The sequence below is a fragment of the Streptomyces sp. NPDC002619 genome (assembly GCF_042889305.1).
In the GTDB taxonomy this organism is placed as follows: domain Bacteria; phylum Actinomycetota; class Actinomycetes; order Streptomycetales; family Streptomycetaceae; genus Streptomyces.
Genome location: NZ_JBIAQV010000146.1, coordinates 1 through 1,928 on the forward strand (window position 1 = coordinate 1; position 1,928 = coordinate 1,928).

The 1,928-nt window shown below is 65.9% G+C and carries 1 protein-coding gene; it reads left to right on the plus strand.

What is annotated here, in order from left to right:
* Positions 1–593 precede the first annotated feature (593 nt).
* Positions 594–1,865: a group II intron reverse transcriptase/maturase gene (ltrA, locus tag ACFYXB_RS45900; RefSeq protein WP_389591454.1), complete on the plus strand. Its 1,272-nt coding sequence runs from the start codon at positions 594–596 to the stop codon at positions 1,863–1,865.
* The last annotated feature ends 63 nt before the right edge of the window (positions 1,866–1,928 follow it).

The window sequence follows — 1,928 nt, forward strand, 5'->3', positions numbered from 1 at the left end:
AGGTGTGCCACGAACACTGAGAGTGAGGTTGATGTAGGTAGAGACCCTGCTTGATGTGGTGCTGTGCGGATGATGAAGGTTTTGTGGCCCTTCGGCGTCGTCCTGCGGTGGGAGGCGTCAAACCGCCCCGAGCTGCGTTGGTTGAAGACCGTCGTGGTGAGCGTCCGGGGAAAAGGCGCCGGTCAGGCGTCAGGTGGGGACCGGGAAGGCGAACGCGAGTGAACCGCTGATGACGTGTCGTAAGTAGTAGGTGGCATCGAAACCGGGGTGTCTACAGGATCCCGGGACAAGCCTGGCGGGTGACCGCTTATTGGCCAGGCGGTGTCCGGCATGAAGGCGGCGCGAGCCCGGTCTGCGGCTTCCGTGCGGAACGTGGGAAGGCGCGTTGCGACACTGCCCTGGCTCAGCGGCCGGGGCGACAGGGAGAGCCCGGTGCGGAAGCGCTCCGGCCGGGTGCTGAGTACCGTTGCGCGGCGCGCCGGCGGACCGGCTCGTAGTAGTGGGGAAGCCCCGGTAATCGGGGTGGAGCGAAGGGGCCGGGTCGTTCGTGACTGGTTTGTTCGGTCAACCGGAGGTTCTCCGGGAGGAGCGGGATGGGCGAGTTGAAAGCGTCGGCCAAGCCGTTCGACATCTCCAAGCGGGGGGTGTGGGACGCCTGGGTGAAGGTGAGAGGAAACAAGGGCTCGTCCGGGGTGGACGGGGTGTCGATCGAGGCGTTCGAGAAGGACCTGAAGAACAACTTGTACAAGGTCTGGAACCGGATGTCCTCGGGCACGTACTTCCCACCGGACGTCAAAGCGGTGCCGATCCCCAAGAGCGGGGGTGGCACCAGGGTGTTGGCGGTGCCCACCGTCGCTGACAGGGTCGCGCAGACGGTGGTGGCCGGTCACCTGTCGGAGCGGGTGGAGCAGATCTTCCACCCGGACTCCTTCGGGTATCGGCCGGGCAAGTCGGCACTGGACGCCGTCGCGTCCTGCCGGGAGCGGTGCTGGCGGTTCGACTGGGTGGTCGAGTTCGACATCCGGAAGTTCTTCGACACCGTCCCGTGGGACAAGGTGGTGGCCGCGGTCGAGGCGCACACCGACGCTCGTTGGGTGGTGCTGTATGTCAAGCGGTGGCTGGCCGCGGGGCTGCGCCTGCCCGACGGGTCCACGGCGGAAAGGGTGGAGGGCACGCCACAGGGTTCTGCGGTGTCGCCCGTCCTGGCGAACCTGTTTCTGCACTATGCGTTCGATGCGTGGATGGTCCGGGAGTACCCGGGGTGCCCGTTCGAGCGTTACGCCGACGATGCGGTGGTGCACTGCCGCACCCTGGCGGAAGCGGAACGGGTCCTGGCCGCGCTGCGGTCCAGGATGGCCGAGGTCGGTCTGGAACTGCATCCGGACAAGACCAGGATCGTGTACTGCAGGGACGACAACCGTCGGGGCCAGTTTCCGGTCACCGAGTTCACGTTCCTCGGGTTCACGTTCCGGCCGCGGGGAGCCAAGGACAAGCGCGGGGACATGTTCACCGCGTTCCTGCCCGCGATCAGTAACCAAGCCCTGAAGAGACTGAGCAAGACGGTGCGGTCCTGGAGACTGCACCGGCGCACCGCGCAGGAGTCATCCGATCTGGCACGGACGGTCAATCCGGTGGTCAGGGGATGGATGAACTACTACGGGCGCTTCTACCGCTCAGCGCTGTATCCGCTGCTCGACCGCATCAACACCTACTTGCTGCGGTGGATCCAGAAGAAGTACCGGGTCGGGATGAAACAAGCCCTGCAACGGCTGGCCCAAGGTCACGCGTTGCGCCCGAAGTACTTCGCTCACTGGACCTGGGCGTCCCCGGCAGGGGCGAGGCCCAGAACGACAAGAGCCGTATGACGGGAGACTGTCACGTACGGTTCCGTGGGAGCCCGGGGGTGAGAATCCCCCGGGCGACCCGAC